12 protein-coding genes and 1 pseudogene are annotated in these 15,809 nt (G+C 72.9%); 7 read left to right on the top strand and 6 right to left on the bottom strand.

The features are described from left to right. From CCN29_RS25540 to CCN29_RS25530, 3 genes and pseudogenes are all read left to right on the top strand, one after another. Window positions 1-598, top strand: a pseudogene (locus CCN29_RS25540) (pyridoxal-phosphate dependent enzyme); the annotation flags it as partial. 184 nt (window positions 599-782) lie between these two features. Next, entirely contained in the window at window positions 783-1,772 is a 990-nt protein-coding gene (locus CCN29_RS25535; RefSeq protein ID WP_006132148.1) for a daunorubicin resistance protein DrrA family ABC transporter ATP-binding protein, read from the top strand. Continuing rightward, window positions 1,769-2,614, top strand: a complete 846-nt coding sequence (locus tag CCN29_RS25530; RefSeq protein ID WP_006132147.1) for an ABC transporter permease — start codon at window positions 1,769-1,771, stop codon at window positions 2,612-2,614. Before CCN29_RS25535 ends, CCN29_RS25530 begins: the two co-directional genes overlap by 4 nt. Before the next feature lie 58 nt (window positions 2,615-2,672). Here CCN29_RS25530 and greA read toward each other — a convergent pair whose 3' ends face one another. Together greA and CCN29_RS25520 are read right to left on the bottom strand one after the other, a co-directional pair. Next, entirely contained in the window at window positions 2,673-3,170 is a 498-nt protein-coding gene (greA, locus tag CCN29_RS25525) for a transcription elongation factor GreA (protein ID WP_006132146.1), read from the bottom strand. Between the two features lie 168 nt (window positions 3,171-3,338). After that, the gene (locus tag CCN29_RS25520) at window positions 3,339-3,737 is read right to left on the bottom strand and encodes a DUF4307 domain-containing protein (RefSeq protein ID WP_006132145.1); all 399 of its coding nucleotides are present in this window, start codon (window positions 3,735-3,737) and stop codon (window positions 3,339-3,341) included. 179 nt (window positions 3,738-3,916) lie between these two features. Between CCN29_RS25520 and mca the strand changes: the two genes are divergently transcribed. Together mca and CCN29_RS25510 are read left to right on the top strand one after the other, a co-directional pair. Next, on the top strand, window positions 3,917-4,777 hold the full coding sequence (gene mca / locus CCN29_RS25515) for a mycothiol conjugate amidase Mca (RefSeq protein WP_031017080.1): 861 nt from the start codon (window positions 3,917-3,919) through the stop codon (window positions 4,775-4,777). Then, entirely contained in the window at window positions 4,770-5,012 is a 243-nt protein-coding gene (locus tag CCN29_RS25510; protein ID WP_063829093.1) for a hypothetical protein, read from the top strand. The genes mca and CCN29_RS25510 overlap by 8 nt, the downstream gene beginning before the upstream one ends. A gap of 406 nt (window positions 5,013-5,418) precedes the next feature. On the opposite strand, the gene CCN29_RS25505 is transcribed toward CCN29_RS25510, so the two are convergent. Further along, on the bottom strand, window positions 5,419-8,619 hold the full coding sequence (locus CCN29_RS25505; RefSeq protein WP_086684721.1) for a tetratricopeptide repeat protein: 3,201 nt from the start codon (window positions 8,617-8,619) through the stop codon (window positions 5,419-5,421). A 180-nt stretch (window positions 8,620-8,799) separates the two neighbouring features. On the opposite strand from CCN29_RS25505, the gene CCN29_RS25500 reads away from it, so the two are divergent. Next, window positions 8,800-10,839, top strand: a complete 2,040-nt coding sequence (locus CCN29_RS25500; protein ID WP_442538492.1) for a thioredoxin domain-containing protein — start codon at window positions 8,800-8,802, stop codon at window positions 10,837-10,839. A 420-nt stretch (window positions 10,840-11,259) separates the two neighbouring features. On the opposite strand, the gene CCN29_RS25495 is transcribed toward CCN29_RS25500, so the two are convergent. From CCN29_RS25495 to trhA, 3 genes are all read right to left on the bottom strand, one after another. Then, entirely contained in the window at window positions 11,260-11,994 is a 735-nt protein-coding gene (locus tag CCN29_RS25495) for a Mut7-C RNAse domain-containing protein (protein WP_006132140.1), read from the bottom strand. Between the two features lie 33 nt (window positions 11,995-12,027). Continuing rightward, on the bottom strand, window positions 12,028-12,663 hold the full coding sequence (locus CCN29_RS25490; RefSeq protein WP_086684714.1) for a TetR/AcrR family transcriptional regulator: 636 nt from the start codon (window positions 12,661-12,663) through the stop codon (window positions 12,028-12,030). Window positions 12,664-12,759: 96 nt separating this feature from the next. Beyond that, complete coding sequence (gene trhA / locus CCN29_RS25485) at window positions 12,760-13,473, bottom strand: PAQR family membrane homeostasis protein TrhA (protein WP_006132138.1); 714 nt, start codon at window positions 13,471-13,473, stop codon at window positions 12,760-12,762. Between the two features lie 328 nt (window positions 13,474-13,801). Here trhA and CCN29_RS25480 point away from each other — a divergent pair, with 328 nt between their 5' ends. Beyond that, window positions 13,802-15,622, top strand: coding sequence for a phosphoenolpyruvate carboxykinase (GTP) (locus CCN29_RS25480; RefSeq protein ID WP_086684711.1), 1,821 nt, complete (start codon window positions 13,802-13,804; stop codon window positions 15,620-15,622). The last annotated feature ends 187 nt before the right edge of the window (window positions 15,623-15,809 follow it).

The following is a 15,809-nucleotide window of genomic DNA, read 5'->3' as shown; positions in this document are numbered from 1 at the left end:
GACACCGGGCGCCCGGCGGCCTATCCGCCGTCGGATGGCCGCCGGGCGCCCGGTGTCGCTGAGCCACCCGGTGACGATGGCCGACGGGATCAAGGTGGGGCGGCCCGGTGACGTGCCGTTCGAACTGGTCGGCGAGCTGGTGGACGAGGTGTGCACGGTCACCGAGGACGAGCTGTCGGCCGCGCTGCTGCTGTGCCTGGAGCGGGCCAAGCTGGTCGTGGAGCCGGCCGGCGCGAGCCCGGTCGCGGCGCTGCTGAGCCGGCCGGAGGCCTTCGAGGGCCCGGTGGTCGCGGTGCTGTCCGGCGGGAACGTGGACCCGGTGCTGATGGAGCGGGTGCTGCGGCACGGCATGGCGGCGCAGGGCCGCTACCTGGCCGTACGGCTGCGGCTGACCGACCGGCCGGGCGCCCTGGCCTCGCTCCTCGGGGCGTTGTCAGTGGCGGATGCCAATGTTCTCGACGTGAGCCACATGCGGACGGACCCGCGGCTGGGACTCACGGAGGCGGAGGTCGAGCTGCACCTGGAGACGAAGGGACCGGCGCACTGCGCCGAGGTCCAGCAGGCCCTGCGCGACGCGGGTTACACGGTCATGGGCTGACGCCGGACGCGGTTTCACTCCTTCGGGTAACTCCATTGAGAGACGCGATACATCGCGTTATGGTGTGTGTCCGGTCACGATGCGGACGTGGTGACCCCTGGGTCCTCCTCCGGGGCGGCGTCCGGCGTACATCGGCACACGAACCTAGGCTTTTCCGAAGAATCACGACGACGTGGAGATTCATATGCCAGGTGCCATCCATGCCGAGGGTCTGGTGAAAACCTTCGGAGACGTCAAGGCACTGGACGGCGTCGACCTCGATGTCCCCGAGGGGACCGTCCTGGGTCTGCTCGGGCCGAACGGCGCGGGCAAGACCACCACCGTCCGCTGCCTCACCACACTGCTGCGACCCGACAGCGGCCGGGCCGTCGTCGCCGGGATCGACGTGCTGAAGCACCCCGACGCCGTGCGCCGCTCGATCGGCCTGTCCGGCCAGTTCGCCGCCGTCGACGAATACCTCACCGGCCGGGAGAACCTCCAGATGGTCGGGCAGCTCTACCAGATGAAGGCCAAGACCGCCCGGGCCCGCGCGGACGAGCTGCTGGAGCAGTTCCACCTCGCGGACGCGGCCGACCGTACGGCGAAGACCTACTCCGGCGGCATGCGCCGCCGGCTCGACCTGGCAGCCGCCCTGGTCGTCTCCCCGCCCGTGATGTTCATGGACGAGCCGACGACCGGTCTCGACCCGCGCAACCGCCAGCAGCTCTGGGACGTGATCAAGAACCTCGTCTCCGGCGGCACGACCCTGCTGCTCACCACGCAGTACCTGGAGGAGGCCGACCACCTGGCGCACGACATCGCGGTCGTCGACCAGGGCCGGGTCATCGCCCGCGGCACCTCCGACCAGCTCAAGGCCCGCACCGGCGGCGAGCGCGTCGAGGTCGTGGTGCACGAGCGCGAGCGCATCCGCACCGCGGCCGCCCTCCTCGACAAGTACAGCCTGCGCGGCCCCGGCCAGGGCGACACCTCGGTCGAGGAGCACATGCGCAAGATCACCACGCCGGTCACCGGCGGGGCCAAGCTGCTCGCCGAGATCATCCGCGAGCTCGACACCGACGGCATCGAGATCGACGACATCGGGCTGCGCCGCCCCACCCTCGACGACGTGTTCCTCTCCCTCACCGGCCACGCCGCCGAGTCCGCCCAGCCCGCCGCAGAGGAGGCCGCGAAGTGAGCGCCGTCACCGAATCCCTGCGGGTCGCGTCCCCCGGGAACGCGTTCAGCCGCTCCGTCCGCGATTCCCTGGTCGTCGCCAAACGCAACCTGATCCGCATGGTCCGCATCCCCGAGGTGGTCATCTTCGGGCTGATCCAGCCGATCATGTTCGTGGTGCTGTTCTCGTACGTGTTCGGCGGCTCGCTGGACGTCGGCGGCTCCACCAGCCCGCAGGTCTACCGCGAGTTCCTGATGGCCGGCATCTTCGCCCAGACGGTCACCTTCGCCACGGCGGGGGCCGGCGCGGGCATCGCCGAGGACATGCACAAGGGGCTCATCGACCGCTTCCGCTCCCTGCCGATGGCGCGCGGCGCGGTCCTCACCGGCCGCACCCTCGCCGACCTGGTGCAGACGGCGCTCACCCTGCTGGTGCTCGCCGTCGTCGCCCTGCTGGTGGGCTGGCGCACGCACACCAGCGTCGGCGAGGTGCTCGGCGCGTTCGGCCTGCTGCTGCTCACCGGGTACGCGTTCACCTGGATCGGCGCGGTCATCGGCCTGTCGGTGCGCACGCCCGAGGCGGCCACCTCCGGCGGCCTGGTCTGGCTCTTCCCGGTCACCTTCGTGTCGAACGCGTTCGTGGACTCCAGCAACATGACGCCCTGGCTCCAGCACATCGCGGACTGGAACCCTTTCAGCGCCACCGTGCAGGCCTGCCGCGAGCTGTTCGGCAACCCGGGGGTCTCCACCTCGGACGCCTGGCCGATGCAGCACCCGGTGTGGGCGTCGGTGATCTACTCGGTGCTGATCATCGCGATCTTCCGGACCCTGGCCGTGCGCAAGTACCGCTCGGCGGCGGCATGACGAAGCCCCCGGCGCCGCTCGGGCGCCGGGGGCCTCGTGGGGACTCGCGTGCGGCGGGTCAGCCGTTGTAGGGCTCGGCCTTGAGGATCGTCACCGAGGCCTTCTTGCCGTTGGGCAGCTCGTACTCCGCGTCGTCGCCGACCTTGTGGCCCATCACGCCGGACCCCAGCGGGGACTGCGGCGAGTAGGTCTCGATGTCGGAGCTCGCGTACTCGCGGGAGGCGAGCAGGAAGGTCAGTGTGTCATCCTCGTCGCCGTCGAAGGCGATCGTGACGACCATGCCCGGCGCCACCGCTCCGTCGGACGCCGGGGGAGTGCCCACCTTGGCGTTCTCGAGGAGCTGGGTCAGCTGGCGCACACGGAGCTCCTGCTTGCCCTGCTCCTCCTTGGCAGCGTGGTACCCGCCGTTCTCACGCAGGTCGCCCTCCTCGCGCGCGGCGGCGATCTTGGCGGCGATCTCCGTGCGCGCGGGACCAGTAAGGTACTCAAGCTCGTCCTTGAGCTTGTTGTACGCCTCCTGGGTCAGCCAGGTGACGTTCTCGCTGGTCTGGGTCACAGGTGCTCCTCGTAGGTACTGGGAAGACAAAGCATCGCCCTACCCAGAAGGATGGTCCCCCAGGGACGGGCGAAACCACGAGCCTAACAATTCAGTGCCCGCAGGGGGAGGACATAAGCCACTGTTCTCACGCCGGCGCAGGTCAGTGGCCGGGTATTCCCCGTCCGGTCATTCGGCGTGACAGCCGACGAGCTCCGCGCTGCTGCCCGGGGAGGTGGTGCGCAGGGTGACCGTCTGGTCGACGCGGGTGTCGTCCTCGTCGAAGCGGAAGTCGGCCCGGCCGACCTCGGCGCCGTCCGCGGCCTGGGAGCGCACGGTGCACCAGCCGACGACGCCGGCGTCCTTGTGCACCTCGAGGTGCACCTTCACCGCGTCCTCGCCGGTCTCGAAGCGGATCAGCTCGGCGCTGATCTCGTTCTGCGCGACGTAGTGGTAGCCGAACCAGCCGATCAGGGCGGTGAACAGCACGGCGAGCACACCGCCGACGACCTTGAGGGTGCGGTCGGCACGCCGGTCCGAGGAACGGCCGTAGCGGCCCTCGGGCAGCCGCGTGCTCGACGTACTCATGATCGTCTCCTCGGAAGGACCTCGGAAGAAGGGGACCGGCGTCCCCGGATCGTCCCCGGGGGCGGTCTCCGGAATTTTTCGCCCCCCGGTTCCGTCACTATAGAAGCCTGCGACTGCGCCGCCGTACACAGGGCGGCCCACGACTTGAGGATTGAGTCTTGACTGACCAGCTGCGACTGATGGCCGTGCACGCCCACCCCGACGACGAGTCGAGCAAGGGCGCGGCCACCATGGCGAAGTACGTGTCCGAGGGGGTGGACGTGCTGGTCGTGACCTGCACGGGCGGGGAGCGCGGCTCCATCCTCAACCCGAAGCTCCAGGGCGACCCGTACATCGAGGAGCACATCCACGAGGTGCGCAAGAAGGAGATGGACGAGGCCCGCGAGATCCTCGGGGTCAAGCAGGAGTGGCTGGGCTTCGTCGACTCCGGGCTGCCCGAGGGCGACCCGCTGCCGCCGCTGCCGGAGGGCTGCTTCGCCCTGGAGGACGTCGACAAGGCGGCGGGGGAGCTGGTGCGCAAGATCCGCTCCTTCCGGCCGCAGGTGATCACCACCTATGACGAGAACGGCGGCTACCCGCACCCCGACCACATCATGACCCACAAGATCACGATGGTGGCGTTCGAGGGCGCGGCGGACACCGAGAAGTACCCGGAGGACGAGTTCGGCCCGGCGTACCAGCCGCTGAAGGTGTACTACAACCAGGGCTTCAACCGGCCCCGCACCGAGGCGCTGCACAACGCGATGCTGGAGCGGGGGCTGGAGTCGCCGTACGAGGACTGGCTGAAGCGGTGGGACGAGTTCGAGCGCAAGGAGCGCACGCTCACCACGCACGTGCCGTGCGCCGACTTCTTCGAGATCCGCGACAAGGCGCTGATCGCGCACGCCACGCAGATCGACCCCGACGGGGGCTGGTTCCGGGTGCCGCTCGACCTCCAGCGGGAGGTCTGGCCGACGGAGGAGTACGAGCTCGCGAAGTCGCTCGTGGACACCTCCCTCCCCGAGGACGACCTCTTCGCGGGCATCCGGGACAATGGCTGACATGAGCGCAAGCGCAAGCCTGGCATTGACCCACCTGGTCCCCCTCGCCAAGGAATTCGACGAGGACAAGGTCACCCCCGGTGTCCTCGGCTTCATCGTCTTCGCGGCGCTGGCCCTGGCGGTCTGGGGCCTGATGAAGTCGATGAACCGGCACATGGGCCGCGTGAACTTCGCGGAGGCGGACGACCAGCACCCGGACGCGTCCACCCCGGACACGGGCAAGTCCACGGCCTGACCGACCCAGGTCCCACGGCACCCGGCGACACACGCCGGGTGCCGCGCCCGTGTGCCCGGCCCCGCCGGCAGCGGCGTTCGGCAGGTCCCTGCGGGCCCCGGCGCTCGGGCCCGGCCCGCCTGCACACGCATCGGCTACCGCCGCGAGAGCGCGGCGCGGGCACCGCGGCGATTCCCCGCCCGGCCGGGGGCCGCGGTCCTTGCGGCCCTCGGGTACGCGCCGGGGTGCCGCCCCCGTGCCTCGCAGCCGGCCCCGCCATGCCCTGCTCGCGGAGCCGGGACGCGCCGGAGCGGACGGCGCGTACCGGGCGGGTGCCGCGCGCCGACGGCGCGGTGCCCGCAGGCCCGAGCGGCGCCGGGCGCGGCGCGTGTGCCACGCCCGTGTGCCGGGACGCGCCCCGGAGGGGCTACGCGTCCAGGGGGACCGGTACCCCCATCACCTCGCGCGCGTGGCGGCTCGGGACCAGGCCCAGGTTCCAGGCCTGCCAGCCGGCTTCCAGGGTGACGCCTCGTTCCAGGAGGAGGCGGCAGGCGTCGACGCAGTCGGTGAGTTCGGGGTCGCGGGCCGGGTGGGGTGCGGCGGCCAGGTCGGTGAGTTCCTGCTGGGCCACCGCCGAGCCGACCTCCGTACCGCCCGGCGCCGCGTACGGCAGGAGCGTGCAGCGCAGGAAGCGCGCCCAGTCCTCGCCGCGCCGGTCGCCGTAGGAGGCGAACAGCGCGACCGCCTCGTCGCACAGCGCCAGCGCCTGCTGGGTGCGGGCGTTGCCCGCGTCGACGACCGCCAGCTCCAGGCACGTCCACGCCTCGCCGTGCGCCACCCCGATCCGCTGGAAGTCGGCGCGCGCGTCCACCAGCAGCTGCCGGGCGAACCCGGAGTTGCGCAGCGAGCCCGTCTGCGCCGCCCGCTGGTCGCGGGTGACCCGCGCCGAGTGGTGCCGGGCGCAGGCCAGCCCGTAGACGTCCCGCATGCGGGAGAACATCGTGCGGGCGCGTTCCAGCTCGCGCACCGCGCGGTCCAGGTCGCCGCTCTCCTCCAGCGCCTGCCCCAGGTAGTACAGCGTCCACGCCTCGCCGCGCGCGTCCTCGTTGTCCCGGTGCCGGGCGGCGGCCGACCGCAGCTGCTCCACCGCAGGTCCCGCGTCCCCGTCCACCAGCCGGGCCCGCGCCAGCTCGGTCAGCGCCCACGCCTCCCCGCGCGCGTCACGGGTGCGGCCGTACAGGTCGAGGGCGGTGCGCAGCTCGCCCTCCGCGCGCGGTACGTCCCCGCGCCGCAGATGCAGCTGCCCGAGCTGGAAGTGCGCCCACGCCTGCCCGTGCAGGGACTCGCCAGCCCGGTGCAGCACCAGGGACTCGGTGAGCAGCTCCAGCGCCTCGGCCAGCCGGGCCCGGTCCCGCTCCACCGCGGCCAGCGCGTGCATCGTCCAGGCGCGGTCGGCGGCCAGCGCGTCGGACGCCTGGAGCTCCAGCGCCTCCCGCAGCCGCGCGGACGCCTCCGTCAGGTTGCCCTGGTGGTGCAGCGTGATGCCGAGCGAGGTCAGCGCCCGCGCCTCGCCCGCCCCGTGCTGCGCTTCCCGGTACAGGTCCACCACCGACGTCAGCGTGGTCCGCGCGGTGTCCAGCTCGCCCAGCTGACGTGCCGCGATGCCGGTGCGCCACTGCACCGAGCGGACCAGCAGCCCCTCGTCGACGGCCTGCGCCAGCTCGTTGATCTCGCCAAGCCGGTAGAGGTCGCCGCGCAGCAGGCAGTAGTCGCACAGCGCGCCCAGCAGGTTCAGCACCGCCCCCTGGTCCACGCCCTCGGCGTGCCGCAGCGCGGCCGTGATGAAGCTGGACTCGTCGTCCAGCCAGCGCAGCGCCTCGTCCAGCGAGGTGAAGCCGTACGGGCCGAAGCGGTCGGAGCGGGTCGACATGTTGCCGTCGACCAGCCGCAGCACCGAGTCGGCGAGCTCCGCGTAGTTGACGATCAGCCGCTCCTGCGCGGCGGCGCGCTCGTCCGGGTCCTCCTCGTCGAGGAGCCGGGCGAGCGCGAACGCCCGCACCAGGGCGTGCAGCCGGTACCGGCTGTGCCGGACGCGGTCGATCAGCCCGGCCCGGTGCAGCGCCTCCAGATGCCGGGTGGCCTCCGCCTCGTCGGTGGACAGCAGCGCCGCAGCGGCGGCCGCGCCGAGCGAGGCGCGCCCGGCCAGCGCGAGCCGCCGCAGCAGCCGCCGTACGGTGTCCGGCTGGTCGGTGTAGCGCAGCCACAGGGCCCGCTCGACCGGCTCGACGGGCCCGTAGGCGCCGAGGTCGGTGGCGAGGGTCAGCGTGGAGCGCGGCCCGAGGGCGGCGCCGGCCAGCCGCAGCGCCAGCGGCAGGCCCCCGCACAGCTCCCGCACCCGCTCCGCGGACTCCGCGTCGTACGGCCCGGAGTCGTCCTGCGCGACGGCGGTCAGCAGCTCCTCAGCGCCGGCCGCGTCCAGCGGCTCCACCGGCAGCCGGTGCACCCGCGCGGGCAGGTCCTCGGGCAGCCCGAGCGGGGAGCGGGAGGTGACGAGGACCAGGCTGTCGGAGCGCTCCGGGAGCAGCGTGCGGACCTGCTGCGGGTCGGAGGCGTCGTCGAGGACGATGGTGACCGGCGTGCCGGTCAGATGCTGGTGGTACAGCTCGCTCAGCCGCTTGACCTGCTGGTCGGGGGAGGTCCGCTCGCGGAACAGCAGCTGCTCGCGGGGCGCGCCGAGCCGGTTCAGCAGGTGCAGCAGCGCGTCCCGCGTCGACAGCGGGGGCTCGCCGGAGCCGTCGCCGCGCAGGTCGACCACGCAGGCCCCGCGAAAGTAGTCCCTCAGTTCGTGCGCGGCCCGCACCGCCAGCGTCGTACGGCCGCTGCCGGGCTCCCCGTGCAGCACCACCACCGTGGGCCGGGTCTCCGTCTCGGCGCGGGCCGACTGCACCCACTGCCGGATCCGCGCCATCTCCTGCCGCCGTCCCGCGAACGGACCGTGCGGTTCCGGGAGCTGCCCGAACGACTGCTCCAGCACGCTTCTCCCGCGGGCCGCCGCGGCCTTGTCGGCGCCGCGCAGCCGCGGCCCGTTCCGCTTCGGCGCCGTGGACGCGGCGAGGACCCGCTGCTGGTCGAGGAACGGCCGGATGCCGCGCACCTCCAGCGCGGTCAGCCACTGCAGCCGCAGCTGCTCCACCCCGCCCGGCTGGCCCGCCGCGCCGGCGTGATGGTGGGCGGCCGGGACGTGCGACCCGGCGACCTTCACCACCGTCGCCGCCGCCCCGACCACGCCGACGGCCACCCCCGCGCCCAGCGCGGTCCCGGTGTCCGTGCCGAACGCCAGGTCGGCGACCACCGCCGCCACGCCCGCCACCCCGGCCACCAGCAGCGGCGAGGCGCCGCCCTCGCGCGCGTAGCGCTGCCGGAAGGTGAGCCGGCCGGCTTCCGCCTCGTCCAGCGCGCGGGTGTACGCCTCGTACTCCTCGGCCGCCGTCCGCGCCATCGTGTCCAGCGCCCCGCGCGCCCGCGACAGCAGCACCTTGCCGTCGGTGCGCCCGCCCGACCGGCGCACCTCCTCCTCCACGGCCCGCGCCAACAGCCGTTCGGCGTCGGCCCGCTGACCGTCCCTCATGTCCCGTCCCCCTCCGGCGGCGATCGCGTCCCTACGAGTGTCCTGCGGACGCGCCCACCGCGCGAGGGTGCGGCGATCAACGACCGCCCCGACACCATCTCTTCACACGGCGGGGGCGCACGACGGGCCGCGTCCGCTCCCGTCCCGCGCCGGGCGGGCGGAGTGCGCGAGGATGGGGGTATGGCGAACCGACTTGCGCAGGCCACGTCCCCCTACCTCCTCCAGCACGCCGACAACCCCGTCGACTGGTGGACCTGGTCCGAGGAGGCCTTCGCGGAGGCGCGGCGGCGTGACGTGCCGGTGCTGCTGAGCGTCGGCTACTCCAGTTGCCACTGGTGCCACGTCATGGCCCACGAGTCCTTCGAGGACCAGGCCACGGCGGACGAGATGAACGCGCACTTCGTCAGCATCAAGGTCGACCGCGAGGAGCGCCCCGACGTCGACGCCGTCTACATGGAGGCCGTGCAGGCGGCGACCGGGCAGGGCGGCTGGCCGATGACGGTGTTCCTCACCCCGGACGCCGAGCCGTTCTACTTCGGCACCTACTTCCCGCCCGCCCCGCGCCACGGCATGCCGTCGTTCCGGCAGGTGCTGGAGGGCGTGGCGCAGGCCTGGGCGGAGCGGCGGGACGAGGTCGGCGAGGTCGCCGGGAAGATCACGCGGGACCTGGCGGGCCGGGAGCTGTCCGTGGGCGGCGACGAGGTGCCCGGCGAGCAGGAGCTGGCGCAGGCGCTGCTCGGGCTGACCCGGGAGTACGACCCGCAGCGCGGCGGGTTCGGCGGGGCGCCGAAGTTCCCGCCGTCCATGGTGCTCGAGTTCCTGCTGCGGCACCACGCCCGCACCGGCGCGGAGGGCGCCCTCCAGATGGCCGCGGACACCTGCGAGCGGATGGCACGCGGCGGCATCTACGACCAGCTCGGCGGCGGCTTCGCCCGCTACTCCGTGGACCGCGACTGGGTCGTCCCGCACTTCGAGAAGATGCTCTACGACAACGCCCTCCTGTGCCGGGTCTACACCCACCTGTGGCGGACCACCGGCTCGGAGCTCGCGCGGCGCGTGGCGCTGGAGACCGCCGACTTCATGGTCCGCGAACTGCGCACGCCGGAAGGCGGTTTCGCGTCCGCGCTGGACGCCGACAGCGACGACGGCACGGGCCGGCACGTCGAGGGCGCGTACTACGTCTGGACGCCGGCGCAGCTGCGCGAGGTGCTCGGCGACGCGGACGCGGAGCAGGCCGCCCGCTACTTCGGCGTGACCGAGGAGGGCACCTTCGAGGAGGGCGCCTCGGTCCTCCAGCTGCCGCAGCGCGACGAGGTGGCCGACGCGGCCCGGATCGACGGCATCCGGGAGCGGCTGCTCGCGGCCCGCGACCGGCGGCCCGCGCCCGGCCGGGACGACAAGGTGGTCGCCGCCTGGAACGGCCTGGCGATCGCCGCGCTCGCCGAGACCGGCGCCTGCTTCGGCCGGCCCGACCTGGTGGAGGCCGCCGTGGCCGCCGGCGACCTGCTGGTACGGGGGCACCTGGACGAACACGCCCGTATCGCCCGGACCAGCAAGGACGGGCAGGTCGGCGCCAACGCGGGCGTGCTGGAGGACTACGCCGACGTCGCCGAGGGCTTCCTGGCGCTGGCGTCGGTGACCGGCGAGGGCGTGTGGCTGGACTTCGCGGGCCTGCTCGTCGACCACATCCTGGCCCGCTTCCTCGACGCGGAGTCGGGCGCGCTGTACGACACCGCATCGGACGCGGAGCGGCTGATCCGGCGCCCGCAGGACCCTACGGACAACGCCGCCCCGTCCGGCTGGACCGCCGCCGCGGGCGCGCTGCTGGGCTACGCGGCGCACACCGGCTCCGAACCGCACCGCACGGCCGCGGAGCGGGCCCTGGGCGTGGTGAAGGCGCTCGGCCCGCGCGTGCCGCGGTTCATCGGCTGGGGTCTGGCGGTCGCCGAGGCCGTGCTGGACGGCCCGCGCGAGGTCGCGGTGGTCGGCCGGGGCGCGGACGACCCGGCGACCGCGGAACTGCACCGCACGGCCCTGCTGGGCACGGCGCCGGGCGCGGTGGTCGCCGTGGGCACGGAGGGCAGCGACGAGTTCCCGCTCCTCGCGGACCGGCCCCTCGTCGACGGCGCCCCGGCCGCCTACGTCTGCCGCAACTTCACCTGCGACGCCCCGACGACGGACCCCGACCGCCTGCGCACGGCGCTGGGCGGTCGGGCGTAGCGGGGGGCGCGCGACGCCCTGACGGGCGTGTCTTCGCCTCGGGCCGGACGCCCCGGACCCCGCCGACCGGGTCGCAGGGTGCCGCCCCTGCTCCCCGGTCGGCAGGCGCTGGGCTCGGGGGCCCCGGTCGGCCCGCCTGCGCACGGCGCTCGGGGAACGGGCGTAGCGGGGGCGCGACGCCCTGACGGGAGTGTCTTTGCCTCGTGGCCGGACGCGCCGGGCCTCGCCCGCCCGGGGCGCAGGGTGTAGCCCCTGCTCACGACCGGCTGGCGTAGGGCTCGGGCGCCTCGGTCTGTCCGGAGGACCGCCGGCGCGCGACGCCCTGACGGGAGTGCCTCCGCCTCGCGGCCGGACGCCCCGGACCCCGCCCCCACCGGGTCGCAAGGTGCCGCCCTTGCCCCCGGTCGGCAGGCGCTGCGCTCAGGCGCCTCGGTCCGGCCGTGACGCCACCGCGCGCTCCACGATCGCCTCCAGTTGGTCGTGGTGCGCGCCCTTCCAGTAGGCGCGGCCGCAGTCGGCGCACTGGGCGAACACGTCGTACGTGCGGTGGGTGCCCTCCTTGAGCTGATCGGCGACGTCCTCCTTGCCGGCCGCGCGCAGCAGCCCGTTGCAGGCGGTGCAGCGGGTCCAGGGCCGCAGCTCGGGGTCGAACCGGTCGAGGACGTCCGCCAGTTGCTCCTCGGGGCGGGTGCTGTAGACGAAGGCGCCCGCCCACAGTTCGCGGCGGCGCAGCAGCCCCCGGTCGCGGCTCAGCATGACCCGCTTCTCGGCGGCCGAGCGCGCGGCCAGCGCCGGGTCGCCGATGTCGGTCGACTCGTACGCCGCGTCCACGCCCAGCAGCCGCAGCCGGCGGGCCAGGGTGCCGAGGTGGACGTCGAGCAGGAAGCGCAGGGGAGCGCCGGGCACCCGCTGCGGGTAGGTGTGCGGGCGTACGGTCACCGACTCGCCGGCGGCCGGGACGTGCCCGACGGACACCTCGCGGCCGTCCACCAGCAGGGCGCCGACCTCGGTCAGGGGGACGCCCAGGGACTCGACGACATGGCCGAGTCCGGCGATGCCGTCGGTGGCCGTGCGGAGGCTGCCCGTGGCGCGGGCCTGCGGGACGAAGACGCGCAGCCCGGGGGCGAACTCGACGTGGATCTCGGGACCGTTCACCCGGTCAGGATGGCACGGCGGGGGCGTGGCGCCTCAGCTTTTTCCGGCGGGCGGTCCGTGCTCGATCACGTCGATCGCCCGGTCGGCGAGGTCGGCGTAGTCCTCCCGGTGGCCGTGCTCGGCCCAGTACAGCGTGGCCTCGAGGAGGCCGCCGATCAGGGACATCACGTGCACCCGCACCTCCAGGCTCCGCGGGTCGAGCCCGGTGCGGCCGGCGACGGTCTCGGCGAGCGTCCGCCCGGTGCCGGTCAGGGTCTCCCGCATCCGCGCGCGGACCGCGGGGACCTCCAGCATCAGCCGGGCGCGCAGCCGGGTCGTCTCCGGCCGTTCGGTCAGGGCGAGGCGGACGGCCTCGCGGATCACGTACCGGACGGAGTCGGTCCAGGGTTCGCCGGCGGGCCGTGCGGCGAGTTCGGCGAGCAGCGGCTCGTCGTACTCGTCGGTGACGACGATGTCCTCCTTGGTGGGGAAGTACCGGAAGACGGTCGACGGGGACACCTCGGCGCGTTCGGCGATCTGCTCGACCGTCGTGGAGTCGTACCCCTGCTGCTCGATCAGCGCGTAGGCGGCGGAGCGGATGGCCTCCCGCGTCCGGATCTTCTTGCGCTCCCGCAGTCCGGGGCGCGGCGGGGCGTCGGGGGCAGGTGATGCGCCGGTGACAGCTGCCATGAAATGAGAGTAACTCTCATGAGAGAGGTACGGAAAAGGCCGCGGCGTGGGTGCCGCGGCCTTGGGTGCGTGCGTTCCGGGGGAGCCCGGTGACTCCTACGCGTGCTGGTAGGCCACCAGGGAGATCCCCACGTAGTGGGCGATGAAGGCGGCCAGGGTGAAGGAGTGGAACACCTCGTGGAAGCCGAACCAGCGGGGGGAGGGGTTGGGCTTCTTGATGCCGTAGACGATGCCGCCGGCGCTGTAGAGCAGGCCGCCGACCACGACCAGGACGAGGACGGCGATGCCGCCGGTGCGCAGGAAGTCCGGCAGGTAGAACACCGCGGCCCAGCCCATCGCGATGTAGCACGGCGTGTAGAGCCAGCGCGGGGCGCCGACCCAGAACACGCGGAAGATTATCCCGGCGGCCGCGGCGGCCCAGATGCCCCACAGCAGCCAGCGGCCCTTGGAGTCGGGCAGCAGCAGGATCGTCAGCGGGGTGTAGGTGCCCGCGATGATCAGGAAGATGTTGGCGTGATCGAGGCGGCGCAGGACGCCGTCCATGCGAGGGCTCCAGTTGCCCCGGTGGTACAGCGCGCTCACACCGAAGAGCAGGCAGGCGGTGAGGGCGTACACGCCGCAGGCGAGGCGGCCCCGGGGGGAGTCGGCGAACGCGGTGAGGGCCAGCCCGGCGACCAGCGCGGCCGGGAACATGCCCAGGTGGAGCCAGCCGCGCAGCTTCGGCTTGACGGGGTGGGGCAGAGAGGTCGCCACCGGGCCCGGGCCTTCGGCCTGCGGGTCCTTGGGCGTGTCGGGGGCGAACGCAGTCATGTTCGCATGGTACCTACGCGACCGTAAGTTACACCTCCGAGCGGCCTGTTGGGCCGCGCGAAGTGGCCATCCTCTCACGCCGGCCCGCCCCCTCCCGTCACGCAAAGAGTCGGTTTCGCTCACTCAATGTACGCGTAAAGCCGCACGACAGCCGTGGTCAGGGTCACGTTGCTCACCTGTGCGGCCCTCTGGACAGATGGGCGCAGGCATCGGATGATCAAATGAGTGCGGTCGACACCGGATGAGCGCCCAGGTCACCCCTTTCAGCATCCGGGTCGCAGCCCCCACGGGGCCTCCAAACCACAAAAACCCTCACTTAGGAGCAAACGTGGCGCGCGACATCGCGGAACCCGGCGTCCCCACCACCCACCAGGGACTGATCTCCTGGGTCGACGAGATCGCAGAGCTGACACAGCCGGACCGGGTGGTCTGGTGCGACGGCTCGGAAGCCGAGTACGAGCGCCTGTGCGGGGAGCTCGTCGCCAAGGGCACGTTCACCGAGCTCGACCCGGTCAAGCGTCCCAACTCCTACTACGCTGCCTCCGACCCCACCGACGTCGCCCGCGTCGAGGACCGGACGTTCATCTGCTCCGAGAAGGAGGAGGACGCCGGCCCGACCAACCACTGGAAGGCCCCCGCCGAGATGCGGGAGATCTTCCAGGGTGAGAAGGGCGTCTTCCGCGGCTCCATGCGTGGCCGCACCATGTACGTGGTCCCGTTCTGCATGGGCCCGCTCGGCTCGCCGCTGTCCGCGCTCGGCGTGGAGATCACCGACTCCGCGTACGTCGCCGTCTCCATGCGCACCATGACCCGCATGGGCCGGCCCGTCCTCGACGAGCTCGGCGACGACGGCTTCTTCGTCAAGGCCGTGCACTCCGTCGGCGCCCCGCTGGAGCCCGGCCAGGAGGACGTCCCCTGGCCCTGCAACCAGACCAAGTACATCTCGCACTTCCCCGAGGACCGCGAGATCTGGTCCTACGGCTCCGGCTACGGCGGCAACGCCCTGCTCGGCAAGAAGTGCTACGCCCTGCGCATCGCGTCCGTCATGGCCCGCGACGAGGGCTGGCTGGCCGAGCACATGCTGATCCTGAAGCTCACCCCGCCCACCGGCGAGTCCAAGTACGTCGCCGCGGCCTTCCCGTCCGCCTGCGGCAAGACCAACCTCGCCATGCTGGAGCCGACGATCTCCGGCTGGACGGTCGAGACGATCGGCGACGACATCGCCTGGATGCGCTTCGGCGAGGACGGCCGCCTCTATGCCATCAACCCCGAGGCCGGCTTCTTCGGTGTCGCGCCCGGGACCGGCGAGCACACCAACGCCAACGCCATGAAGACCCTGTGGGGCAACGCGGTCTTCACCAACGTCGCCCTCACCGACGACGGCGACGTGTGGTGGGAGGGCATGACGGAGGAGACCCCGGCCCACCTCACCGACTGGAAGGGCAACGACTGGACCCCCGAGTCGGGGACCCCGGCCGCCCACCCCAACGCCCGCTTCACGGTGCCCGCCGCGCAGTGCCCGATCATCGCGCCGGAGTGGGAGGACCCCAAGGGCGTGCCGATCTCCGCGATCCTCTTCGGCGGGCGCCGCGCCAGCGCCGTACCGCTGGTGACGGAGTCCTTCGACTGGAACCACGGCGTCTTCCTCGGCGCCAACGTGGCCTCCGAGAAGACCGCCGCCGCCGAGGGCAAGGTCGGCGAGCTGCGCCGCGACCCGTTCGCCATGCTGCCGTTCTGCGGCTACAACATGGGCGACTACATGGCCCACTGGATCGACGTCGCCAAGGACAAGGACCAGGCGAAGCTCCCGAAGATCTACTACGTCAACTGGTTCCGGAAGAACGACGAGGGCGCGTTCGTGTGGCCCGGCTTCGGCGAGAACTCCCGCGTCCTGAAGTGGATCGTGGAGCGCCTGGAGGGCACGGCGGAGGGCGTCGAGACCCCGATCGGCGTCCTGCCGACGAAGGACGCCCTCGACACGGACGGACTCGGCCTCTCCGACAGCGACCTGGACTTCCTGCTCACCGTGGACAAGGAGGTGTGGCGCGAGGAGGCCGCCCTGGTCCCCGAGCACCTCAACACCTTCGGCGACCACACCCCTAAAGAGCTGTGGGACCAGCACCGGGCGCTGGTGGAGCGCCTGCGCTGACCACCACGCCCGCACAGACCCCGCGGCCGGCCGGTACGAGGATGCCCTGACCAGCGATCGTCACGCCACGGCCGGCCGCGGAACACACCGGCGGGGCCCCGCACAACGGAGTGCGGGGTACCGGTCCCGGCGCCGCCCCTCCCGTCCGCCCCGACGGGAACCCGCGGCACCGGTCCCACCCCGCCCC

Origin of the sequence: Streptomyces pseudogriseolus, assembly GCA_002154585.1 — a bacterium.
Taxonomy (GTDB): Bacteria; Actinomycetota; Actinomycetes; order Streptomycetales; family Streptomycetaceae; genus Streptomyces; species Streptomyces pseudogriseolus.
This window is presented reverse-complemented; position numbering and strand designations above follow the sequence as displayed.

What these genes read in the sequence shown, in the direction of transcription:
- CCN29_RS25535 (WP_006132148.1), top strand. Translation starts at nt 783, where the DNA reads ATGCCAGGTGCCATCCATGCCGAGGGTCTGGTGAAAACCTTCGGAGAC.
- CCN29_RS25520 (WP_006132145.1), bottom strand. Translation starts at nt 3,737, where the DNA reads ATGAGTACGTCGAGCACGCGGCTGCCCGAGGGCCGCTACGGCCGTTCC.
- mca (WP_031017080.1), top strand. Translation starts at nt 3,917, where the DNA reads ATGGCCGTGCACGCCCACCCCGACGACGAGTCGAGCAAGGGCGCGGCC.
- CCN29_RS25510 (WP_063829093.1), top strand. Translation starts at nt 4,770, where the DNA reads ATGGCTGACATGAGCGCAAGCGCAAGCCTGGCATTGACCCACCTGGTC.
- CCN29_RS25505 (WP_086684721.1), bottom strand. Translation starts at nt 8,619, where the DNA reads ATGAGGGACGGTCAGCGGGCCGACGCCGAACGGCTGTTGGCGCGGGCC.
- CCN29_RS25500 (WP_442538492.1), top strand. Translation starts at nt 8,800, where the DNA reads ATGGCGAACCGACTTGCGCAGGCCACGTCCCCCTACCTCCTCCAGCAC.
- CCN29_RS25490 (WP_086684714.1), bottom strand. Translation starts at nt 12,663, where the DNA reads ATGGCAGCTGTCACCGGCGCATCACCTGCCCCCGACGCCCCGCCGCGC.
- trhA (WP_006132138.1), bottom strand. Translation starts at nt 13,473, where the DNA reads ATGACTGCGTTCGCCCCCGACACGCCCAAGGACCCGCAGGCCGAAGGC.